Annotated in this window: 11 protein-coding genes; 5 read left to right on the top strand and 6 right to left on the bottom strand. The window is 66.2% G+C overall.

All coding sequences use genetic code 11. From position 1 onward, the window contains the following. The first annotated feature begins 23 nt into the window (after window positions 1-23). On the top strand, window positions 24-3,923 hold the full coding sequence (locus QBL25_RS24625; protein WP_160506648.1) for a DNA-directed RNA polymerase subunit beta': 3,900 nt from the start codon (window positions 24-26) through the stop codon (window positions 3,921-3,923). Window positions 3,924-3,992: 69 nt separating this feature from the next. Here the strand turns inward: QBL25_RS24625 and QBL25_RS24630 are convergent, their stop codons facing one another. The 6 genes from QBL25_RS24630 to QBL25_RS24655 form a co-directional block, all read right to left on the bottom strand. Continuing rightward, window positions 3,993-5,003: a M48 family metalloprotease gene (locus QBL25_RS24630; protein ID WP_409059167.1), complete on the bottom strand. Its 1,011-nt coding sequence runs from the start codon at window positions 5,001-5,003 to the stop codon at window positions 3,993-3,995. Window positions 5,004-5,027: 24 nt separating this feature from the next. Further along, complete coding sequence (locus QBL25_RS24635) at window positions 5,028-5,534, bottom strand: Pycsar system effector family protein (protein ID WP_409062762.1); 507 nt, start codon at window positions 5,532-5,534, stop codon at window positions 5,028-5,030. A 23-nt stretch (window positions 5,535-5,557) separates the two neighbouring features. Beyond that, entirely contained in the window at window positions 5,558-6,892 is a 1,335-nt protein-coding gene (locus QBL25_RS24640; protein WP_409059168.1) for a hypothetical protein, read from the bottom strand. A gap of 46 nt (window positions 6,893-6,938) precedes the next feature. Continuing rightward, window positions 6,939-9,158: a hypothetical protein gene (locus QBL25_RS24645; protein WP_409059169.1), complete on the bottom strand. Its 2,220-nt coding sequence runs from the start codon at window positions 9,156-9,158 to the stop codon at window positions 6,939-6,941. After that, a complete protein-coding gene (locus QBL25_RS24650; RefSeq protein WP_409059170.1) occupies window positions 9,155-9,952 on the bottom strand; it encodes a hypothetical protein in 798 nt (265 codons plus the stop codon). The genes QBL25_RS24645 and QBL25_RS24650 overlap by 4 nt, the downstream gene beginning before the upstream one ends. A 136-nt stretch (window positions 9,953-10,088) precedes the next feature. Further along, entirely contained in the window at window positions 10,089-10,802 is a 714-nt protein-coding gene (locus QBL25_RS24655) for a Crp/Fnr family transcriptional regulator (RefSeq protein ID WP_409059171.1), read from the bottom strand. A gap of 356 nt (window positions 10,803-11,158) precedes the next feature. Between QBL25_RS24655 and rpsL the strand changes: the two genes are divergently transcribed. From rpsL to tuf, 4 genes are all read left to right on the top strand, one after another. Further along, on the top strand, window positions 11,159-11,530 hold the full coding sequence (rpsL, locus tag QBL25_RS24660) for a 30S ribosomal protein S12 (RefSeq protein WP_003948652.1): 372 nt from the start codon (window positions 11,159-11,161) through the stop codon (window positions 11,528-11,530). 2 nt (window positions 11,531-11,532) lie between these two features. After that, on the top strand, window positions 11,533-12,003 hold the full coding sequence (rpsG, locus tag QBL25_RS24665; protein ID WP_003974303.1) for a 30S ribosomal protein S7: 471 nt from the start codon (window positions 11,533-11,535) through the stop codon (window positions 12,001-12,003). Window positions 12,004-12,042: 39 nt separating this feature from the next. Continuing rightward, entirely contained in the window at window positions 12,043-14,169 is a 2,127-nt protein-coding gene (fusA, locus tag QBL25_RS24670; protein ID WP_409059172.1) for an elongation factor G, read from the top strand. Window positions 14,170-14,321: 152 nt separating this feature from the next. After that, the gene (gene tuf / locus QBL25_RS24675) at window positions 14,322-15,515 is read left to right on the top strand and encodes an elongation factor Tu (RefSeq protein ID WP_351170407.1); all 1,194 of its coding nucleotides are present in this window, start codon (window positions 14,322-14,324) and stop codon (window positions 15,513-15,515) included. Window positions 15,516-15,580: the final 65 nt, after the last annotated feature.

The following is a 15,580-nucleotide window of genomic DNA, read 5'->3' on the forward strand; positions in this document are numbered from 1 at the left end:
CCCGAAAGAGGGATTGACGACAAGTGCTCGACGTCAACTTCTTCGACGAGCTGCGGATCGGCCTTGCCACCGCGGACGACATCCGACAGTGGTCGCACGGCGAGGTCAAGAAGCCGGAGACCATCAACTACCGCACGCTCAAGCCCGAAAAGGACGGACTCTTCTGCGAGAAGATCTTCGGTCCGACCCGGGACTGGGAGTGCTACTGCGGTAAGTACAAGCGTGTCCGCTTCAAGGGCATCATCTGCGAGCGCTGCGGCGTCGAGGTCACTCGCGCCAAGGTGCGTCGTGAGCGGATGGGCCACATTGAGCTGGCCGCCCCTGTCACGCACATCTGGTACTTCAAGGGCGTCCCGTCGCGCCTCGGCTACCTGCTTGATCTCGCCCCGAAGGACCTCGAGAAGGTCATCTACTTCGCGGCGTACATGATCACGTTCGTGGACGAGGAGCGCCGTACGCGTGACCTGCCCTCCCTGGAGGCGCACGTCTCCGTGGAGCGTCAGCAGGTCGAGAACCGTCGCGACTCCGACCTGGAGGCCCGCGCCAAGAAGCTCGAGACCGACCTGGCCGAGCTCGAGGCCGAGGGTGCCAAGGCCGACGTGCGCCGCAAGGTGCGCGAAGGCGCCGAGCGGGAGATGAAGCAGCTGCGCGACCGTGCGCAGCGCGAGATCGACCGTCTCGACGAGGTCTGGAACCGCTTCAAGAACCTCAAGGTCCAGGACCTCGAGGGCGACGAGCTGCTCTACCGCGAGCTGCGTGACCGCTTCGGCACGTACTTCGACGGTTCGATGGGCGCCGCCGCACTCCAGAAGCGCCTCGAGTCGTTCGACCTGGACGAGGAGGCCGAGCGCCTCCGCGAGATCATCCGTACCGGCAAGGGCCAGAAGAAGACCCGTGCGCTCAAGCGCCTCAAGGTCGTCTCCGCGTTCCTGCAGACCAGCAACAGCCCCAAGGGCATGGTGCTCGACTGCGTGCCGGTCATCCCGCCGGACCTGCGTCCGATGGTGCAGCTGGACGGTGGCCGCTTCGCGACCTCCGACCTGAACGACCTGTACCGCCGCGTGATCAACCGCAACAACCGCCTGAAGCGGCTTCTCGACCTCGGTGCTCCCGAGATCATCGTGAACAACGAGAAGCGCATGCTCCAGGAGGCCGTGGACGCCCTCTTCGACAACGGTCGTCGTGGTCGCCCGGTCACCGGTCCCGGCAACCGCCCGCTGAAGTCCCTGAGCGACATGCTCAAGGGCAAGCAGGGTCGTTTCCGTCAGAACCTTCTCGGTAAGCGCGTGGACTACTCCGCGCGTTCCGTGATCGTCGTCGGCCCGCAGCTGAAGCTGCACCAGTGTGGTCTGCCCAAGGCCATGGCGCTGGAGCTCTTCAAGCCGTTCGTGATGAAGCGCCTGGTCGACCTGAACCACGCGCAGAACATCAAGTCGGCCAAGCGCATGGTCGAGCGCGGCCGCACGGTCGTGTACGACGTCCTGGAAGAGGTCATCGCCGAGCACCCGGTTCTCCTGAACCGTGCGCCGACGCTGCACCGCCTCGGCATCCAGGCCTTCGAGCCGCAGCTGGTCGAGGGCAAGGCCATCCAGATCCACCCGCTCGTCTGCACCGCGTTCAACGCGGACTTCGACGGTGACCAGATGGCCGTGCACCTGCCGCTCTCCGCGGAGGCGCAGGCCGAGGCCCGCATCCTGATGCTGTCCTCGAACAACATCCTGAAGCCGGCTGACGGCCGTCCCGTCACCATGCCGACCCAGGACATGGTTCTCGGTCTCTTCTTCCTCACGACGGACGAGGAAGAGCGCAAGGTCATCGGTGAGGGCCGTTCGTTCGGTTCCTCCGCCGAGGCGACCATGGCGTTCGACGCCAAGGAGCTCTCGCTCCAGGCGAAGGTCGACATCCGCTTCCCGGTGGGCACCATCCCGCCGCGCGGCTGGACCCCGCCGGCCGTCGAAGAGGGCGAGCAGGAGTACCAGCAGGGCGACAGCTTCCGGCTGCGGACGACCCTGGGCCGCGCGCTCTTCAACGAGCTGCTGCCCGAGGACTACCCGTTCGTCGACTACTCGGTGGGCAAGAAGCAGCTCTCCGAGATCGTCAACGACCTGGCCGAGCGCTACCCCAAGGTCATCGTGGCGGCGACGCTCGACAACCTGAAGGCGGCGGGCTTCTACTGGGCGACCCGTTCCGGTGTCACCGTGGCCATCTCCGACGTCGTGGTCCCCGAGGCCAAGAAGGCGATCGTCGCGGGCTACGAGGCGCAGGACGAGAAGGTCCAGAAGCAGTACGAGCGCGGTCTGATCACCAAGGACGAGCGCACGCAGGAGCTCATCGCGATCTGGACCAAGGCGACCAACGAGGTTGCCGAGGCGATGAACGCGAACTTCCCGAAGACGAACCCCATCTTCATGATGGTTGACTCGGGTGCCCGAGGAAACATGATGCAGATGCGTCAGATCGCCGGTATGCGTGGTCTGGTGTCGAACGCGAAGAACGAGACGATCCCGCGTCCGATTAAGGCCTCGTTCCGCGAGGGCCTGTCGGTGCTTGAGTACTTCATCTCCACGCACGGTGCCCGTAAGGGTCTGGCGGACACGGCTCTCCGTACCGCCGACTCCGGTTACCTCACCCGTCGTCTGGTCGACGTCTCGCAGGACGTCATCATTCGCGAGGAGGACTGTGGCACCGAGCGCGGTCTGAAGCTCAAGATCGCGGTCAAGGGCGAGGACGGTGTGCTCCGCAAGACGGAGAACGTCGAGACCTCGGTGTACGCCCGCATGCTGGCCGAGGACGTCGTCATCGACGGCAAGGTCATCGCGCCGGCGAACGTCGACCTCGGTGACGTCCTCATCGACGCCCTGGTCGCCAACGGCGTCGAGGAGGTCAAGACCCGTTCGGTCCTGACCTGCGAGTCCGCGGTCGGCACCTGTGCCTTCTGCTACGGCCGTTCGCTCGCCACCGGCAAGCTGGTCGACATCGGTGAGGCGGTCGGCATCATCGCCGCCCAGTCCATCGGTGAGCCCGGCACGCAGCTGACGATGCGTACGTTCCACACCGGTGGTGTGGCCGGTGACGACATCACCCAGGGTCTGCCCCGTGTCGTCGAGCTCTTCGAGGCTCGTACGCCCAAGGGTGTCGCCCCGATCTCGGAGGCGGCAGGCCGCATCCGTATCGAGGAGACCGAGAAGACCAAGAAGATCGTCGTCACGCCGGACGACGGCAGCGACGAGACTCCCTTCCCGATCTCGAAGCGCGCCAAGGTCCTCGTGCGTGAGGGTGACCACGTCGAGGTGGGCCAGAAGCTCACCTTCGGTGCCACCAACCCGCACGACGTGCTGCGGATCCTCGGTCAGCGCGCGGTCCAGGTCCACCTGGTCGGCGAAGTCCAGAAGGTCTACAACAGCCAGGGCGTGTCGATCCACGACAAGCACATCGAGATCATCATCCGGCAGATGCTGCGCCGCGTGACGATCATCGAGTCCGGCGATGCGGAGCTGCTGCCGGGCGAGCTCGTCGAGCGCTCGAAGTTCGAGACCGAGAACCGTCGTGTGGTCACGGAAGGCGGCCACCCGGCCTCCGGCCGTCCGCAGCTGATGGGTATCACCAAGGCCTCGCTGGCGACGGAGTCGTGGCTGTCCGCGGCTTCCTTCCAGGAGACGACCAGGGTCCTGACGGACGCGGCGATCAACGCCAAGTCCGACTCCCTGATCGGCCTCAAGGAGAACGTCATCATCGGTAAGCTCATCCCGGCCGGTACGGGTCTGTCCCGCTACCGCAACATCCGGGTCGAGCCGACCGAAGAGGCCAAGGCCGCGATGTACTCGGCCGTCGGCTACGACGACATCGACTACTCCCCGTTCGGCACGGGCTCCGGCCAGGCCGTCCCGCTGGAGGACTACGACTACGGGCCTTACAACCAGTAAGACCCAGGTCTGTTGAAGGGCGGTCACTCCGAGAGGGGTGGCCGCCCTTCGGCGTTTCCGAATGACCGGTCACAGATACGGGCGCAGACGGTGGATACGGGTCGGGTAGTCGGGGTGCGTGGAGAGCAGCCGACCCAGCACTCCGGGCATGGCGGCTTTGTGCCCGGAGGCGGCCACGGCCTGGCGTTTGGCTTGGCTTTCGGTCGCGTACATGGCCTGCAATACCTGGGCCAGCATGGGTGCGAACCCGAGCGCGGCGGCGTGCTGGTCCGCGCGAAGCTCAGCGCGCCGTCCGACGGCGGCGATCAGGTACGGAGTGACGAGCAGCAGCAGCGGCAGCCCGTACAGGCGGGTGATCGTCACGTAGCTGACGACACAGATGACCAGCACGAGCGCTGCCGTTGCCGCCCAGGAGAAGTAGCTGGTGAACGCCAGGGCGTAGGCGACGAGCAGTCGGACCGCGAACCAGGCCATGCGCCCCGGCAGCGCGTACCAGTAGCCCAGCAGTGAGACCCAGGCGTGCCCACCGGTGTGATGGCCCAGCTCGTGAGCGAGCACGGCAGCGAGCTGTGAGCTCGGCAGCCGGTCTAGCGTGAACCGTGTGACTCCGACGATGTGACCGCACGCGGCATAGGCGTTGAGGTCGTCACTGTCCTCGACCCATAGTTCGTAAGCCTGCCCGTCGACGCCGGCGCGTGCGGTCACCTCGCGCCAGACGGGAGCCAGACGCGCGTACTCCTCGGGCATCGGACGTTGCAGTCGCAGCAGGTAGCGGGCGAGGAAGTCCTCTGTGGGGCGGTGGAAGGTCATGGCCCCGGAGAGCAGCCAGGCCAGCGGCAATATCCAGAAGGGAAGGCCCAGCCAGGCATCCAGAGCGCCGGATATCAGGAGGAGGACCAACAAGCTCATGAGCATGCCGGGCAGGTTCAGGAGGAGCTGCCCCAGGGCTGTGGAGTCGAGGCCGCGCTGACGGGCGGCGAAGTGGAGACGGCCGCCGCGGTGGTGATAGTCGAGGTCGTCGGGAGGAGGCGTTTCGTCGTCAGGGGGTTCGGGCTGTCGAGGGGAGTGCGGACGGTCCATGGTCAGCCTCCGGGTAAGGAGAAGTCAGTCGATGAGCAGGGATCCGGGGAGCAGCACCGCGGCGATGGAGAAGGCGATCAGGCCCGTGCGTATCCACTGGTGTTTGCGCAAGGCGATACGGCTGGTCGCGGACAGAGCCTCGATCGCGTTGGCCGTCGGATCGCGCTCCGTGTCGGTCAGTGCCTCTGCCAAGTAGCCGCTGCGCGCGGCCTGTTGGATGTCGCCGAAGTGCGACAAGGGAGCGCCTGGTGTCCATCTGCTCGTGCCATAGCGCGGAAGTACGGTCATGAGGAGCGCGAACAGCGCCAGGCCGAGTGCGGCAACCCCCGACCACCACGTCGAACTGGCGTGGACTGAGAGGGACGCCGGCGTCCAGTCGCGGCGGGTCAGCAGACCGCTGAAGACGCCCGCCAGCACGCCGAGAGCTGCCACCAGCATCGCGGCCTTGGCGTCCGCACGGGCGATCTCGGTGCGCAGATCGGCGAGAAGACGTTCGGCTGTCGTGATTCCCGGTGTGGCCACGGGCGGCACGGGTGGCTGAGCGCGGGTGCCGGTCACGGGGTGGGGCCTTCCTGCTCGTCGTCGCGTTGTGGTGGCGGTGCGGTCGGTGAGCTGCCATACCCCGGAGGCGGCTGCCAGCCGGGGAATGCGCCGGTCAGCTCTGTGGGTGTGGGTTCCTGGTCCGCCGCTGGGTCCGTGCCCGTTGATTCCTCCGTGTGCGCGGAGTCAGGGGAAGGCTCGGCCTTGGTGAGCCGTGTTTCCGGCGGCGCTGGCGTGGTCGACGGCGAGGGCCGAGAGGTCGATTTGTCCCGGGATATTCCCGGTATGTGCTGGCTGAAGATCTCGTACATGAAGTCCAGCGCGCGCCGTTTGGGGCCTTCCAGCTCGTAGTCCTCCGCGCTGTCTCCGCTGAGGAGTTCCCTCGCCAACTCCACCTCGGCAAGGATCAAGCGGAGTTGGTCTTCGCGCATGCTGTCCACGACGAGTCGTGAATCGTGCGGGTTCTTGGCGAGGTGCATGGCCCAGGCCACCACACCCCCCTGCTCCAGATACGCCTGGTAGAAGGCGATCTTCTCGGCTTCGAACTGCCGGAGCTCCGCCTCGTGACCGGCCCGCAACTGGTCCTGTTCCTGCTGCCATGTCTGTCGCTGCAGTGTGAGCTCGTGGTCCAGCCGTCCGTACTCCGTGGCCCGTCCCACCTGGAGCGCGTCCTGCAGGCGGGTCCGCCGGTCGAGCTCGATGTCGTATGCCACCCCCTGCTGCTCGGTGCGTATTTGTTCGGCGGCGTTGTGGTCGATGGCCTGGAGCCGCCGCTGGTGATCGATGTTCTGCTGATCTCGGCGCAGCCGCAGAGACCAGAGAACCCGCAGGCCCACGTCTGCGCCGGGAGCTTCCTGGCCGGAGAGGGCGTGCATCAGTTGTCGTTCGGCGCGCGCGCTGTCGTGGATGGCGAACCGGCGTGTGAGGGACCGAGCCGCCTGCTGCAGCTCGCCGAGAAGCAGGGCCGGTACGTCGCGGTGGCCGCTCATGACGAAGTCGGCAGGGGCGGTGACCTGCCACGACAGGTCGACCGCGGCGATGAACTCGAAGGCGTCGTTGTCGCTGGGCAGCGGGATCTCGGCCTGGTGCGGATGGACGCCCATATCCACCTCGTACACCGATGTGTACCGTTTCGCCGCCACCTCGCCACGGCTCGGGCGTCGGGGCGGCAGGTAGGCCTCGTAGCCGCCCCCGGGGGTGGAGAAGACGAGGGCATGGTCGATCCGGGTCAGCGCTTTGCGGGCGAATCCGAACCGGGAGAGTTGCCGCACGGTGATGACGGGATCAACCAGTGACGTGTGGCGGTCGGCTGATTGATCCCAGTCCGGCGGTCGGCGGAAGTCGGGCATGGCGTCTCCTTGAGAGGTTCATGCGGACGCTGCGGTGGGGCGTGGTTCAGCGACGGTGCGACAGAACAGTCAGCAGACGTGTCGCGACGGGAGGCGGGGCAGCGCCGTCCACACCGCGCACGGTGCGCAGGAGGTGACTCAGGCGCTGGTGTTCGGGAGCCGTGGTCACCAGGGCCGGGAGCAGGCCGGCGAGCGCCCATTCCGTCGCCGGGTCGTGATCAGCGGCACGTATCCAGGAACCCAGTTCTTCAAGTGCGGCTCTCGTGTGCCTGCGGTCTTCGAGCGCCGAACGCCAGAGTCGTGCGATCCCGCCGGCCGATCGGCCTCCGTCGGCCGCCGAGGTCGCGTACCAGTCGAGGATCAGTGGTCGGCCGTCGCGCGCGTCCTCCTTCCTCCGCGCGCACGCACTGAGAAAACCGCGCAGAGCGAGGTCGTGTACGGCCCGGTCCTGGTCGAGTCGGTGCAGCAGGTCCGCGAGAACCCGCTCGCCGGCCGGTGAGAGAAGCAGCAGTTCCACGGACTGTGCGAGCTGTTTCACCATGAGCTCGTCGATGTCTTCCTCGTCGCCGTCCTCGTCGACGGGTTTGTACTCCTTGCGGACAGCGCTCCGCAGTGCGGCGAGGGTCTGTTCCGGCCGCTCCGCGCCGATCAGGCCGTAGGCGCGGATGGCCACCCAACGCATCGCGGGATCCTCGCTCTCGCACCAGGAGTCGAGAATGCTCGGAATGTTGGGTGCCTCCAGGAGGTGCGCCAGTGTCAGGGAGTTGACGGCGACGAGACGGTGGCGGAACAGATGGGACGTCGTCCATGGCTCGATGATCAGAGCCATGGTGGAGGGCAGATCCGCGTACGCCAGGACGGCGACGGTGGACGCCGCGCGGGTGCGGACCAGAGGTCTGCCGTCACCGGCGAGCCGTTGGAGCCAGTGCACGAGTGCGGGCCTCGCCGAGGGATGTCCGGTCCACACTTCGCGCAGCAGGACCAGCGAGACGCGGTTGTCGAGGAACGCGGCCTTGGACTGTGTGACCGGCCCCCACTCCGTGTTCTCTTCCTCGGGATAGCCCTTGGCGCGGGCTAGCTGAAGACGTTTGCCGATGTGGGTGCCGAAGACGGGGACCTGTGGCTGAAGGGCCGCGTTCGCGGTGTCCTGCAGGAAGGCGTAAAGGAGGTCGCTCAGTTCGGCCGTGAGTGCGTAGGGGCCTCCGTCGAAGGCGGCCAGAGCGATGAGGAACGCCTTGTCCCGTAGCGGAATCAGCTCCTCGTTCTCGTCGAACCACTCCCGCACCTGGCTTTCCAGGGTGAACAGCGAGAAGGTTCCGACGACTTCTTCGGTGATCTCTCCGTCCGCGTATCGCTTGAGGTGCTTCGCGAAGGACGCCACTTCGCGTAGCTGGTGGTCGCGCTCCAGGAATGCTGAGACGGCAGGCAGCGCGAGTAGTCGGGCCGTGGTCGCGTCGCCGGTCAGTTCCAGCAGGTGCTTCCTCAGTACGTCGGCGGGGCTCGGCGGCCTCCATGTGACGGCGGAGATGTCCTCCAGGGCGGCCATCGGGCCGACACTGATCACCAGGTAGGCATCCTGCTCGGCGAGTTGGTCACGCGCGGCGAGGAGATGTGGTTCCCGGAGCGGTTGGTCGCGGCGGGTGGTCAGATCGCACAGCACATACCCCTTGGCCGAGTGCTGGCCGTCGCTGAGCTGCTGGACGAGCTGCGCGGGTGTGGTGTCGCGGACGAGGGAGCGGATGGGGGAGACGCCCAGTCGGTGGAGCAGCATCAGTGCGGCGGTCCGGCGCCCGGTGAAGTGCGGACCGGACAGCACGATGACCCGCTCCGTGCGCAGCCGTGTCAGGAGGCTCTCGAAGACGAACTCATCGGTGACGAAGTAGGGGGCGAGGCGGTCCAGTGTCGCCGCCGGAATCTCTCCGGAGCCGTGGCTCGTCGTGGAGATCCCGAAGTGGTAGACCTCCGTCTTGCTGCCCATGATGACGTCGCCGGCGACCAGGCCGCCGCTCACGCCGTGCTGGTCACCCGCGACCAGGCTGCCGCCGAAGCGTGCGTTGTCACCGACGCCCATCGCTCTGGGGCTGTGGTCGACCAGGTCACGCCGGGCCGACCAGGCATCCTGTGGGTGGTCCCGCTCTTCCTGCTTGTCCTCTGCCTCCGTGGTCTCGGGACCTGTCTGTTGGGGGTTCTCGGCGGCCTCTTTGTCACTCGGCTGCTGTCGTGGGCCGGCCGCTCCCTGACGGGGGCCGGGTTCGTCCGTGCTCACTCCCGCTCACCGCGCCGGACAGCGCCGCCGCCTCCGAGGTGCACGTCGCCGTAGACCGTGCCGTTTCCGGATACGCCGTGCTGATCGCCGGCCACGTAGCTGCCGCCGAAGGAGGCATTGCCGAGATCGACGGGGCTCGGAGGTGTGGCCCGATTTTCTGCCGGGGCCGTCGGTAGCCCGCTGTCCTCCGGCTCGCTCGTTCCGGCGGAGTTCTGCGTGTCCCTCGGCAAGGGGCCGTGCATCCAGGCCTGCAGTGGCCCGTTCTTGCTCCGTACGGTGATGGCGTGGAACTCGTCTCTGGGAATGCCCGGATAGTCGTGCTGCACGATCCCGTGGTGCACGCTCTCCGAGACGCACAGAGCGAAGTCGTTCGGACGTTCCCGCAGGGCCAGGCGCAGCATCTCGGCGTCGAGCAGCCGGCAGGCATGGTTGAGGTCGGCTCCCACCCAGCCGTCGAGCTCGTCGATCGCCACATAGCCGGTGGCGAGTACGGCACGGAGCCGGATCTGAGCGGACGTCGACGCCATCCGGTTCACCGTTCGCAGTTCCACCGGCGCTTCGGTCAGCAGCGCGCGGAGCAGCGCGGTCGTCGAGGCACCGGCGTCGATCAGCTCCATGACGGAGTCACCGCGGTCGGCACGTCGCCGCAGAGTGGCGTCGATGCCCGCGCCCTCCAGGACGCGGTCGGCGATGCCGTAGAGCATGCGGCGCAGATAGGCCTGCTCGACGTCATCCCTGTTGCTGTACTTCTCGATGTCGAGCAGGAGGATGGTCCGGCTCACGGGGTCGGTCATGGTCACCTCTCAGCTGGGGGAGCTGTACCGCGCAGCAGCTTGGCGGCGGGATGACCTCGACCGTGAGGTCGGATGACGCACTCGGAGTGTGACCGCGTACACAGACCGCGGCCGCCGTGGGCCAAAGGGCAGGACGTCAGTCGTCCGGGAGCTCCGCGCTGGCAATGCGTCGCAGGACGTCAGGGCGCACGATGAGCAACTCCCGGCGGCCGGTGACCACGACACCGCGGGTGCGCAGTTCCTTGAGGAGCCGCTGCACCGCCTCCCGGGAGGCTCCGACGGACCCGGCCAGCTCTTGCTTGCTCAGGGGGACGCAGAGCTCGATGCCGTCGTCGGTGCGCCGGCCGTGTGTGCGGGCCAGATCGAGGAGCAGCACGGCGAACCGTTCCCTGACACTCATCGAAGCGAACTCCAGCCGTCGGCGGTCGGCGGCGCGGGTGCGGTCGGAAATGAGGCCGAGGAGAGCGAACGAGACAGTGGGGGAGCGCGAGAGGAAACCAGTGAAGTGTTCGCGTTCCACCGCCACGGCACGTACGGGTTCCAGGGCGGTCACGGTCGCCGACCGCGGCCGTCCGGTCAGCGCGGCGGACTCGCCGATGACGTCGCCGGGGCCACGCAGGGCGAGCAGGGCCTCGTACCCATTGGGGGCGGCCGCGGTCACCTTGGACCAGCCCTGCACGAGAAAGAGCACGTGGGACGACGGCTCGCGCTCGTGCAGGAGTACCACGCGAGGCGCGAAATCCAGGACGTGTCCCAGAGCCAGGAGCGCCGAGCGGTCAGGGCTCTCCAGCCGTGCGAGGAACGGCACCTGATCATCCAGACCACCACCGGGTAATTGCGCCCCCGTCATGCACCCCTCCTTGGCCGATACTCCATGCACCGTTCAAGTTACTGAAAGTGTCCATGACATAGTTCGGAACGGTCGAGCCGGTGTTGGATCAAGGTCGAGAAGTCCGGCGTGTCGTGGTGGCCTGCATTTGTTTTGACCAACCCCGATGAGGTAGGTACGCTCAGACCTTGTGCCTGGGGTGTGCCTGGGCTCGTGCGCGTGTCTTCAGCCGCTGCGCGGGTCCGAGAACGGCCACCGTAATCTGCGCCCCTTTCCGCCTTGCGGCGGGAGTCTGCAGCATTCGACACACCCGACCGCGTGGGTCGGCGATGTTTCAGGTTAGCTTTACTATTCGGCACACAGAAACCGGAGAAGTAGTGCCTACGATCCAGCAGCTGGTCCGGAAGGGCCGGCAGGACAAGGTCGAGAAGAACAAGACGCCCGCGCTCGAGGGATCGCCCCAGCGCCGCGGCGTCTGCACGCGTGTGTTCACGACCACCCCGAAGAAGCCGAACTCGGCCCTCCGTAAGGTCGCGCGTGTGCGTCTGACCTCCGGGATCGAGGTTACGGCCTACATTCCGGGTGAGGGACACAACCTGCAGGAGCACTCCATCGTGCTCGTGCGTGGTGGCCGTGTGAAGGACCTGCCGGGTGTTCGTTACAAGATCATCCGCGGCTCCCTTGACACCCAGGGCGTCAAGAACCGCAAGCAGGCCCGCAGCCGCTACGGCGCCAAGAAGGAGAAGTAAGAATGCCTCGTAAGGGCCCCGCCCCGAAGCGCCCGGTCATCATCGACCCGGTCTACGGTTCTCCTCTGGTGACCTCCCTCATCAACAAGGTGCTGCTGAACGGCAAGCGCTCCACCGCCGAGCGCATCGTGTACGGCGCCATGGAGGGCCTGCGCGAGAAGACCGGCAACGACCCGGTCATCACGCTCAAGCGCGCGCTGGAAAACATCAAGCCGACTCTCGAGGTCAAGTCCCGCCGTGTCGGTGGCGCGACCTACCAGGTCCCGATCGAGGTCAAGCCGGGCCGTGCGAACACGCTCGCCCTGCGCTGGCTGGTCGGTTACTCCCGCGCCCGTCGCGAGAAGACCATGACCGAGCGTCTGCTCAACGAGCTCCTCGACGCCTCCAACGGCCTTGGTGCCGCTGTGAAGAAGCGTGAGGACACCCACAAGATGGCCGAGTCCAACAAGGCCTTCGCGCACTACCGCTGGTAGTCGCTACCCACATCGAGACCGAGAGAAGACTGAGCCGATATGGCTACCACTTCACTTGACCTGGCCAAGGTGCGCAACATCGGCATCATGGCCCACATCGACGCGGGCAAGACGACGACCACCGAGCGGATCCTGTTCTACACCGGTGTCTCGTACAAGATCGGTGAGGTTCACGACGGCGCCGCGACGATGGACTGGATGGAGCAGGAGCAGGAGCGTGGCATCACGATCACCTCTGCTGCCACCACCTGTCACTGGCCGCTGAACGACGTCGACCACACCATCAACATCATCGACACCCCGGGCCACGTCGACTTCACCGTCGAGGTAGAGCGTTCGCTCCGTGTCCTCGACGGTGCCGTGACGGTGTTCGACGGCGTCGCCGGTGTTGAGCCCCAGTCCGAGACCGTGTGGCGTCAGGCGGACCGCTACGGCGTCCCGCGCATCTGCTTCGTCAACAAGCTCGACCGTACGGGTGCCGAGTTCCACCGCTGCGTCGACATGATCGTCGACCGCCTCGGTGCGACCCCGATCGTCATGCAGCTGCCCATCGGCGCAGAGGCTGACTTCAAGGGTGTCGTCGACCTCGTCACGATGAAGGCCTTCGTCTGGTCCGCAGAGACCAAGATGGGCGAGGCGTACGACATCGTCGACATCCCGGCGACGCACACCGAGGCCGCTGAAGAGTGGCGCGGGAAGCTCCTCGAGGCCGTCGCCGAGAACGACGAGCAGATGATGGAGCTGTACCTCGAGGGCCAGGAGCCCACCGAGGACCAGCTGTACGAGGCCATCCGCCGCGTCACCATCGCCTCCGGCAAGGGCGGCGACACCACCGTCACCCCCGTGTTCTGCGGCACCGCGTTCAAGAACAAGGGCGTCCAGCCCCTGCTCGACGCGGTTGTGCGTTACCTGCCGTCGCCCCTGGACGTCGAGGCCATCGAGGGCCACGACGTCAAGGACCCCGAGGTCGTCGTCAAGCGCAAGCCTTCGGACGACGAGCCGCTTTCGGCTCTCGCGTTCAAGATCGCGAGCGACCCGCACCTCGGCAAGCTCACCTTCGTCCGGATCTACTCCGGTCGCCTGGAGGCCGGCACCGCGGTGCTGAACTCCGTCAAGGGCAAGAAGGAGCGCATCGGCAAGATCTACCGCATGCACGCGAACAAGCGTGAGGAGATCGACTCGGTGGGCGCCGGCGACATCGTCGCCGTCATGGGCCTGAAGCAGACCACCACCGGTGAGACGCTGTGTGACGACAAGAAGCCGGTCATCCTGGAGTCCATGGACTTCCCGGCGCCGGTCATTCAGGTCGCCATCGAGCCCAAGTCCAAGGGTGACCAGGAGAAGCTGGGTGTAGCCATCCAGCGTCTCTCGGAGGAGGACCCCTCCTTCCAGGTTCACTCGGACGAGGAGACCGGCCAGACCATCATCGGTGGTATGGGCGAGCTTCACCTCGAGGTGCTCGTCGACCGCATGAAGCGCGAATTCCGCGTCGAGGCGAACGTCGGCAAGCCCCAGGTCGCGTACCGCGAGACGATCCGTCAGGCCGTCGAGCGCGTGGACTACACCCACAAGAAGCAGACCGGTGGTACCGGTCAGTTCGCCAAGGTGCAGATCGCGATCGAGCCCATCGACAGCGGCGACGCGTCGTACGAGTTCGTGAACAAGGTCACCGGTGGCCGTATCCCGCGGGAGTACATCCCGTCGGTGGACGCCGGCGCGCAGGAGGCCATGCAGTTCGGCATCCTCGCGGGCTACGAGATGACCGGTGTGCGCATCACGCTTCTCGACGGTGCCTACCACGAGGTCGACTCCTCCGAGCTGGCCTTCAAGATCGCCGGTTCGCAGGCCTTCAAGGAGGCCGCGCGTAAGGCCAAGCCCGTGCTGCTCGAGCCGATGATGGCCGTTGAGGTCACCACGCCCGAGGACTACATGGGCGATGTCATCGGTGACATCAACTCCCGCCGTGGCCAGATCCAGGCCATGGAGGAGCGCAGCGGTGCTCGCGTCGTGAAGGGCCTCGTGCCCCTCTCGGAGATGTTCGGCTACGTCGGAGACCTCCGCAGCAAGACGTCGGGTCGCGCAAGCTACTCAATGCAGTTCGACTCCTACGCCGAGGTTCCGCGGAACGTCGCCGAGGAGATCATCGCGAAGGCCAAGGGCGAGTAACTCACCCGAGTTGACGCTTTAGGCTTGACTCCGGAGTCTCCGGGGCATTCCGACCCTCTTCGGGCCGGGTGTCCCGGGCCCCGGGTATCCCAGCAAAGATCACCTGGCGCCGATGAAGCAAGGCGTACAGAACCACTCCGCAGGAGGATTCAGTGGCGAAGGCAAAGTTCGAGCGGACTAAGCCGCACGTCAACATCGGCACCATCGGTCACATTGACCACGGTAAGACGACCCTCACGGCCGCCATTACCAAGGTGCTGCACGACGCGTACCCCGACCTGAACGAGGCCTCGGCCTTCGACCAGATCGACAAGGCTCCCGAGGAGCGCCAGCGCGGTATCACGATCTCGATCGCGCACGTCGAGTACCAGACGGAGACGCGTCACTACGCGCACGTCGACTGCCCGGGTCACGCGGACTACATCAAGAACATGATCACGGGTGCCGCGCAGATGGACGGCGCCATCCTCGTGGTCGCCGCCACCGACGGCCCGATGCCGCAGACCAAGGAGCACGTGCTCCTGGCCCGCCAGGTCGGCGTTCCGTACATCGTCGTCGCCCTGAACAAGGCCGACATGGTGGACGACGAGGAGATCCTGGAGCTCGTCGAGCTCGAGGTCCGTGAGCTCCTCTCCGAGTACGAGTTCCCGGGCGACGACCTGCCGGTCGTCAAGGTCTCGGCGCTCAAGGCGCTCGAGGGCGACAAGGAGTGGGGTGAGTCCGTCCTCAACCTGATGAAGGCTGTCGACGAGTCCATCCCGGAGCCCGAGCGTGACGTCGACAAGCCGTTCCTGATGCCGATCGAGGACGTCTTCACGATCACCGGTCGTGGCACCGTCGTCACCGGTCGTATCGAGCGCGGTATCCTCAAGGTCAACGAGACCGTCGACATCATCGGCATCAAGACCGAGAAGACCACCACCACGGTCACCGGTATCGAGATGTTCCGCAAGCTGCTCGACGAGGGCCAGGCCGGTGAGAACGTCGGTCTGCTCCTCCGTGGCATCAAGCGCGAGGACGTCGAGCGCGGCCAGGTCATCATCAAGCCCGGTTCGGTCACGCCGCACACCGAGTTCGAGGCCCAGGCCTACATCCTGTCGAAGGACGAGGGTGGCCGTCACACCCCCTTCTTCAACAACTACCGCCCGCAGTTCTACTTCCGCACCACGGACGTGACCGGCGTCGTGACCCTCCCCGAGGGCACCGAGATGGTCATGCCGGGCGACAACACTGAGATGACCGTTGAGCTCATCCAGCCCGTCGCGATGGAAGAGGGCCTGAAGTTCGCCATCCGTGAGGGTGGCCGGACCGTCGGCGCCGGCCAGGTCACCAAGATCAACAAGTAAGCATCCCGCTTGCGCGTTGATCGGGGAGACCCGGTTGCTCTGAACTGAGAGCACAGCAGTACATG

This window comes from Streptomyces sp. SYP-A7185 (assembly GCF_046103685.1).
Lineage (GTDB): Bacteria > Actinomycetota > Actinomycetes > Streptomycetales > Streptomycetaceae > Streptomyces.

What these genes read in the sequence shown, in the direction of transcription:
- QBL25_RS24630 (WP_409059167.1), bottom strand. Translation starts at nt 5,003, where the DNA reads ATGGACCGTCCGCACTCCCCTCGACAGCCCGAACCCCCTGACGACGAA.
- QBL25_RS24640 (WP_409059168.1), bottom strand. Translation starts at nt 6,892, where the DNA reads ATGCCCGACTTCCGCCGACCGCCGGACTGGGATCAATCAGCCGACCGC.
- QBL25_RS24650 (WP_409059170.1), bottom strand. Translation starts at nt 9,952, where the DNA reads ATGACCGACCCCGTGAGCCGGACCATCCTCCTGCTCGACATCGAGAAG.
- QBL25_RS24655 (WP_409059171.1), bottom strand. Translation starts at nt 10,802, where the DNA reads ATGACGGGGGCGCAATTACCCGGTGGTGGTCTGGATGATCAGGTGCCG.
- rpsG (WP_003974303.1), top strand. Translation starts at nt 11,533, where the DNA reads ATGCCTCGTAAGGGCCCCGCCCCGAAGCGCCCGGTCATCATCGACCCG.
- fusA (WP_409059172.1), top strand. Translation starts at nt 12,043, where the DNA reads ATGGCTACCACTTCACTTGACCTGGCCAAGGTGCGCAACATCGGCATC.